General features: G+C 38.1%; 8 protein-coding genes. 6 read left to right on the forward strand and 2 right to left on the reverse strand.

The annotated features are described in order from the left end of the window. The first annotated feature begins 95 nt into the window (after positions 1-95). Positions 96-344 carry a bacteriocin immunity protein gene (locus tag R7M72_RS23875; RefSeq protein ID WP_315956402.1) on the forward strand — a complete coding sequence of 83 codons (249 nt, stop codon included), beginning with the start codon at positions 96-98 and terminating at the stop codon, positions 342-344. Positions 345-538: 194 nt separating this feature from the next. Here R7M72_RS23875 and R7M72_RS23880 read toward each other — a convergent pair whose 3' ends face one another. Next, on the reverse strand, positions 539-997 hold the full coding sequence (locus R7M72_RS23880) for a hypothetical protein (RefSeq protein WP_053317218.1): 459 nt from the start codon (positions 995-997) through the stop codon (positions 539-541). Between the two features lie 306 nt (positions 998-1,303). Here R7M72_RS23880 and R7M72_RS23885 point away from each other — a divergent pair, with 306 nt between their 5' ends. The 3 genes from R7M72_RS23885 to R7M72_RS23895 all read left to right on the forward strand — a co-directional run bounded on the left by R7M72_RS23885 (position 1,304) and on the right by R7M72_RS23895 (position 3,440). Then, on the forward strand, positions 1,304-1,663 hold the full coding sequence (locus R7M72_RS23885) for a hypothetical protein (protein ID WP_017634597.1): 360 nt from the start codon (positions 1,304-1,306) through the stop codon (positions 1,661-1,663). Between the two features lie 169 nt (positions 1,664-1,832). After that, entirely contained in the window at positions 1,833-2,135 is a 303-nt protein-coding gene (locus R7M72_RS23890; protein WP_315956401.1) for a hypothetical protein, read from the forward strand. A gap of 345 nt (positions 2,136-2,480) precedes the next feature. Next, the gene (locus tag R7M72_RS23895) at positions 2,481-3,440 is read left to right on the forward strand and encodes a phosphotransferase (protein ID WP_017821423.1); all 960 of its coding nucleotides are present in this window, start codon (positions 2,481-2,483) and stop codon (positions 3,438-3,440) included. Between the two features lie 152 nt (positions 3,441-3,592). On the opposite strand, the gene R7M72_RS23900 is transcribed toward R7M72_RS23895, so the two are convergent. After that, entirely contained in the window at positions 3,593-4,231 is a 639-nt protein-coding gene (locus tag R7M72_RS23900; protein WP_315956400.1) for a hypothetical protein, read from the reverse strand. Between the two features lie 229 nt (positions 4,232-4,460). On the opposite strand from R7M72_RS23900, the gene R7M72_RS23905 reads away from it, so the two are divergent. After that, a complete protein-coding gene (locus R7M72_RS23905; RefSeq protein WP_315956399.1) occupies positions 4,461-5,411 on the forward strand; it encodes a hypothetical protein in 951 nt (316 codons plus the stop codon). A 144-nt stretch (positions 5,412-5,555) separates the two neighbouring features. Then, positions 5,556-5,879: a hypothetical protein gene (locus R7M72_RS23910; RefSeq protein ID WP_315956398.1), complete on the forward strand. Its 324-nt coding sequence runs from the start codon at positions 5,556-5,558 to the stop codon at positions 5,877-5,879. The last annotated feature ends 158 nt before the right edge of the window (positions 5,880-6,037 follow it).

Consider the following 6,037-nt stretch of genomic DNA (forward strand, 5'->3'; position numbering starts at 1 on the left):
ATGCGTTGATTTCAGTGATTAAGGTGGTATGCAGCGGCTTTGGTATTGCGTTGTTCACCCCTTAGCAGGGCGTTATGTGACTAAAGGAGGTTAATTTGAATATTGGGAAACTAAGTAAAGAACAGTTGATAGAGTTAGCGAACAGGTTTCTAGATGCTGAAAGTGAAGAAGAAAGCTCTTACTTGTACGACGAGTTTAATAAGCAATTCAGTCATCCTGATGCTGCAAACTTGTTTTTCTACCCTGAAAACTATAATGCTAGAAAAATGAGTTTGTCGGATTATGCTCCTACAGTCGAGGAAGTAATAGAAATCGCACTACAACATAAACCAATTCAGCTTTAGATTCGTTTAAGTTCAGCTTGAAATCCACACATCACATAACAAACAATTTAAGAGGGATTCACAACGCTCGGCATTTTTGCTTCTACTTCAAATTTAGTGTTTATGGCACAATGCTTTAGGTTTGGGTGGCGGCGCTGTTCACCCCTTAATTGGGCGTTATATGCCCGGGTGAAACAAGCTACCCGAGCGGTATATTAGTTGTATAGCTCAAGTACCCAGTCGGCTATAATTATACTCTTTTTGATATTGTCCATATTAAAATCACTTTTCACAGTGCAGTCATATTTGGTCTTTGCTTCGTCAATGAGCTCAAGAACTTCTTTTGGCAAGTTTCCATTCAGATCTGTTGTTTCCTCTCTAGCACTTCCTCCATGAGAGCCCTTAACATGTCTATTCTGAGTGACAATCAAAATATCCGAGTTATCTTTTGACTTGAGAGTAAAGGTTGATATGAATCTTGCGCTTTCAATATGTCGCCCATTTGAATATAGCGAGTAAGCATCCCATTTTCCGTTTTGATCAATTGTGAAAGTAGTATAACAATACCACTTATTTGATCCGCCACTTCTTTCAATTGTAGCCTTCCAATCAATAGCGCTAACAGGAAAAACAAAGAGTAGGGTTAGTAAACAAAGTAAAGGTGTATTTCGCATGCTAGCCTCCTTAGCTTAGACTCAAAATAATAGAACAGTATCAAGGAGTGGCTTAGGGGAGGGGCTGTTTATCAACCTATTTTCATCATTCTGTTTTAACGGTTAGTCATTTAGATTTATTAAATAAAATGAAGATGCAGTCTTTAGTTAAGCTATTAGTAAACGCATATAACAAATTGTTCAAGAGTGATTCGGCACGCGTGGCATTTTTACTATGCGTTGGTTTTAGTGATTAACGTGTTTGCGTAAGCTTAGGTATTGCGTGCCTCACACCTTAACAAGGCGTTAGGTTAATGGAGATAATAATTGAATAAATGGTATGAAGATGATGATAAAGTTAAATCATTGTTTGACGGAATTCGAAACTACATATATTGCGGAGTAATTCTCTATGTTGGTGTTTGGACTGTAATCCGTCCTGCTGGAAATTTATTTATAGATACACTCGGAATACTGTTTAGTTGCTTGGCTATTTACTTGTTTTGGGTGAATACAAAAATAATGGAAAGGAAACTTTTTCAACAGCCTAGAGGCTCTTTGAAAGGGACTATAGTAATTAGCCTGATCTCAACGTTGTTTCTTCTTTTAGGTTTTAGTCTTTTAGTTCAACAACTCACGGTATTAAACTACAGCGACTTCTTTCCTCCGGTTAACGAAAACAGTTAAGGTTAGAAATGAGCGTGCGTTGAGAAATTAACCTAACAAACTGTTCAAGAGGGATTCGCAACGCGTGGCATTTTCACTATGCGTTGGTTTAAGTGATTAAGGTGGTATGCGGCTACTTCGGTATTGCGTTGCTCACCCCTTAACAGGGCGTTATGCAAATGGAGAAAATATGCAACGACAGATGAATCGTGATGAAGTGGCTTATTTCTATCAAAGCGTAGGTGAAGCTATCTGGCATATGCAATATGTAGAGCAAACTTTAGGGCAAATGTTATTGATAATGGGCAGAGGTCTCAAACCGAAAAGTTTGCACCCAGAAGAAGCTGAAAAAAAGTTGCAGTCGGTTCAGAAAAAAAAACTCTTGGACCTATCATCAATGAAGTCATTAAAAAGAGTATTTTACCAACTGAACTTGAAGCTAGGTTGGAAAAATTTAACTCAGAACGACGTTGGCTCGTACACAAATCAGTAATTGAAAACTCTGATGACCTATATAACACTCAAGGGCGCATAAACGTTTTTCAAAGAATTGATGCTTTTACAAGGGAAGCAATTCAACTTAACAAAGACTTATTAGTCCCTCTGGATCAGTTTATCGTTAGTATTGGGCTTGACCCAGCTGAGTTTGCGGAAAAAGCAGAGAAAGAAATGCGCGTGTTGAAAGGATTTGCATAACAAAGCATTTAAGAGTGATTCCCAACGCTGGCATTTTTCATTCCATCGTTGGGTTTTGTGTTTATGGTGGTATGGTTAGGTTTAGTGGTAGCGTTGCTCACACCTTAATGCGGCGTTATGTACCTAAGGGGTAACTGGAATTATGAGTGATTTTGTTCGTAAGGTTGGTGAAAACTGGAGTCAGATTGGTGCTGGCGCTAGTATAAAACGTCAATCAGCTGGTGCGACGAATCATGTTTTTCGTATCCAATCCTCAGAGACTTATTATCTTAGAAAATATAGTGTTCGCAATGTTGCTAAGATCAAGTTAGAACATGAGCTGCTGAGAAAGTTATCGCAAAATTTGAATACTATAATTGCCCCTGTTTTGACGCGCGATCACCACTCCTTTTGTAAAATAGGTGATGAGTTTTATGCTCTATTTCCTGAAGCAAAAGGAACGTTAATCGAAAAAAGTGCTCTGTCTGCGTTTCATGCTTTTCAGTTGGGAAAAGCCCTTGCTGACCTGCATGTTCAACTCGCTTCCGAGGTTGGAAACGACTTTCCAACAATTGAGCTTTCTTGGGATAAAAGTGCTTGGGTCGATAGACTACAAAAAATAGTCGCAGCTATTGAAACAAATAGTGAATTTGATATGAATAACTCGGTGCTACGAAGAGTAAAACAACAGCGTGATTATCTAGCTAGCTCAGAAGCTACGCACTCATATACCCCGTTAACAAGCAGGCAATTAATCCACGGCGACTTTCATCATTTCAATGTCTTTTTTGATTCTAATTGCACAGTAAGCGATGTGATCGACTGGGATTTAGTGCAAAACATGCCTCCTGGTTATGAGTTGGCGAGAGCATGCATGTATATGTTCGATTTGGAGCTTCATAGGTCATTAGCTTTATTAAAAGGCTATCTGTCTGTCAAGCCTCTATCCCGATTAGAGCTTAACGATGGAGCAAAGGCGTGGGCTGTTTACGCCGACCACTATGTGTGGGCTTTGGAGGAAGTATTTTTAAAAAATAATACAGCAGCACAGAAGTTCATACCTCAAAGGGACTTTATCCCTTTTATGGAGCAATGGCTCCAAATTGAAAGTGCCTTGTTTTGAGGCGGCACATAACAATCTGTTTAAGAGTGATTCGCAACGCGTGGCATTTTTACTATGCGTTGGTTTTAGTGTTTAAGGTGGTATGCGGTAGCATCGGTATTACGTTGCTCACACCTTAACAGGGCGTTATGCCACCAGACTGGTTGTTAGACTTATCCACTCAAAAAAGTACTAGTCGTAAGCAGTATGTAAAGCGAAGATATTAAACAATAGATAACTGTCGACTTAGTGAACGAAAATGCTTTGCCTAATAAATCCCCACGTTCTAGGTTGTTGTCTCTTCGTTTGTCACAAATATCTGAATAAAATTCCGCATAATATTTATATACATCGATCGCTTTTTTATCGGGTTTGTCAAAGTGGTGAAAGTGCTTGAAACTTGCTACAGGGTTGTATTCGAGTTTAGCCCACATGACAGATGTCGATTTACTAATACTGGTTAAAAGCATAGCTGCTCCAATGATCAATAGGAGCATTGAAATATTTGTCGAAGAGCTGTTAATTAATATTGGCGAAGATTTCTCATGACCTTCTTTGATAAACCATATAATCAATGCTAGGTACACAGAAGATATTGCAAGTAGAAAAGCAAGAATTTTGTTTGCTTTATCTTCGATCTTCACGGCTTTTTGCTTTTCATGCTCAAAAGTTTTAGTGAACATCTCACAGCACACTTTGTACTTGTCTTCTTCTTCAGAGTTTAAATTATTGGCAATCAGAGTTAGGTTGTTGTTAATGCTTTGTAGTTGATTATTTAGCTTTGATTTATTGCTCGTTTTTGCTTTAGGCATGGATAGTAGCTTGTGATTACTAGGTGATGCTATTATCTGATTTTGGAGTCCAGAAGACAATAAAATCGCGGCATAACAAACAATTTAAGAGTGATTCAGCACGCGTGGCATTTTCGGTATGCGGTGATTTCGGTGTTTAAGTGCAATGCGGAGGCATAGTCATTGCGTGCTTCACACCTTAATTGGGCGTTATGTTTCCGAGGTTATAGTTTGAATAGGAGTTATTTCAATGAGTTCAGTGAAAACCAGTCACAGTGTTGATGATCTAATAACTGAGTTTGATAGGTTAATTTTAAACTTCGAGCAGTGGCTTAAGAAAATTAGACCTCGTACAAATGTAATGAATACTAGGTTTGGCCATCTTCGTCGTGAACTAGATAAATTTTTTGATCTAGAGCCTATAGAAATGGCAAAACTTTCTGAGATTATACTCAAGCTTAATCAATTGAATGTAATTTTCGATAACGGAATTGACTTTAATGAAGAAGACATATTGAGATTCATTGAAGGAAGGTACGATTTAGCTAGCGATGATAAAGAAAAATATCATGATTTTGTTTTTGAATTCCTAATGGGGGTTAGGTTTGTTCTAGCCACTCTTGATAGTGATAAAGTTAGTTTGTCAGGTCAAGGGGATGTAACAATTAATGATAGCATTGCAATCGAATGTAAAAACATTAGAAGCCTTAATAATTTGGTTAAAAATGTTGATAAAGCTAAAAGTCAGGTTGAGAAAAGAGTTGCCCAAAATGAAGTTAACTTTGGATTCATTGCTTTAGATATTTCAAATATCTTTCCGATGGAAAAAGTTCAAAGTTACCTTCAAAACATGTTTGAAGAATTTGCCGAAAACCACGATAAACTAAAGAAGTTTCAGCAATTCGACCAAAGTGTGGTCGATAGTGTTTTGGACGATATCAATTTTCAACAATTAGTTCAGAGCTATATTATGCACCAAGCAGAAACATCTCTCTATAGTGCTCTGTCACTTCGCTATTCTATGGGAAGTTCGGTCTATGGAATAATGTTTCAAGTAAACAAGTGTTTTGTAGTTCAATATGAAGATCTGTATTTACCAATCCCAACAAGAGGTATGACTTACATTTTAAATCCCAGACTTCCTGAAAAAGCTTCTAGCGTAGTTCAAGGATACATACATAAATTGGCTGTTGGCTTTTAGAAACATAACAAAGCATTTAAGACGGATTCCCAACGCTCGGCATTTTGGGTTCGCTTTAACTTCGGTGTTTACGGCACTACACTTTAAGTCCAGTGGTCTGCGTTGCTCACCACTTAATGCGGCGTTAGTTGAAACGGAGTAATAATGAAGCTATCAGATGTTATCGAAGAAATAGACACTTTTGATGAAGAGTCCACCATTTTTGTTGAAAGTGGAAGAAAGATATCAGGTCGTTCGGAGTCTGAAGTTATTTACCTTTCAGATGAAGAGCTCGCTGAAGATATCGCTATTGTTGCTGAGAAGCGTTGCAAAGGTAAAAGCTATTTCTTGGAAGTTTCAATTGTTATTGAGCTCAAGGAAGGTTGGGCTGATAATCATAAAGGAATCTCACCAACTAATGAGCAGCTTGTGGGATGTGCTATCCATTATTCAGAATTTGATTCTTACCCGAGTGAGTTTTTCAACTAACAAAGCATTTAAGAGTGATTCGCAACGCTTGGCATTTTCGCTTCGCTCAAGTATAGCCAAGCGTCGCTCACACCTTAATGCGGCGTTAGCTTGCGATGTCAATATTTGAGGCTATTCGCGTCAAAATGAGAATCAATTTTATGAGTGATAGTAATATG

It is taken from the genome of Vibrio sp. YT-18 (assembly GCF_033337345.1).
GTDB classification, from domain to species: Bacteria; Pseudomonadota; Gammaproteobacteria; order Enterobacterales; family Vibrionaceae; genus Vibrio; species Vibrio alginolyticus.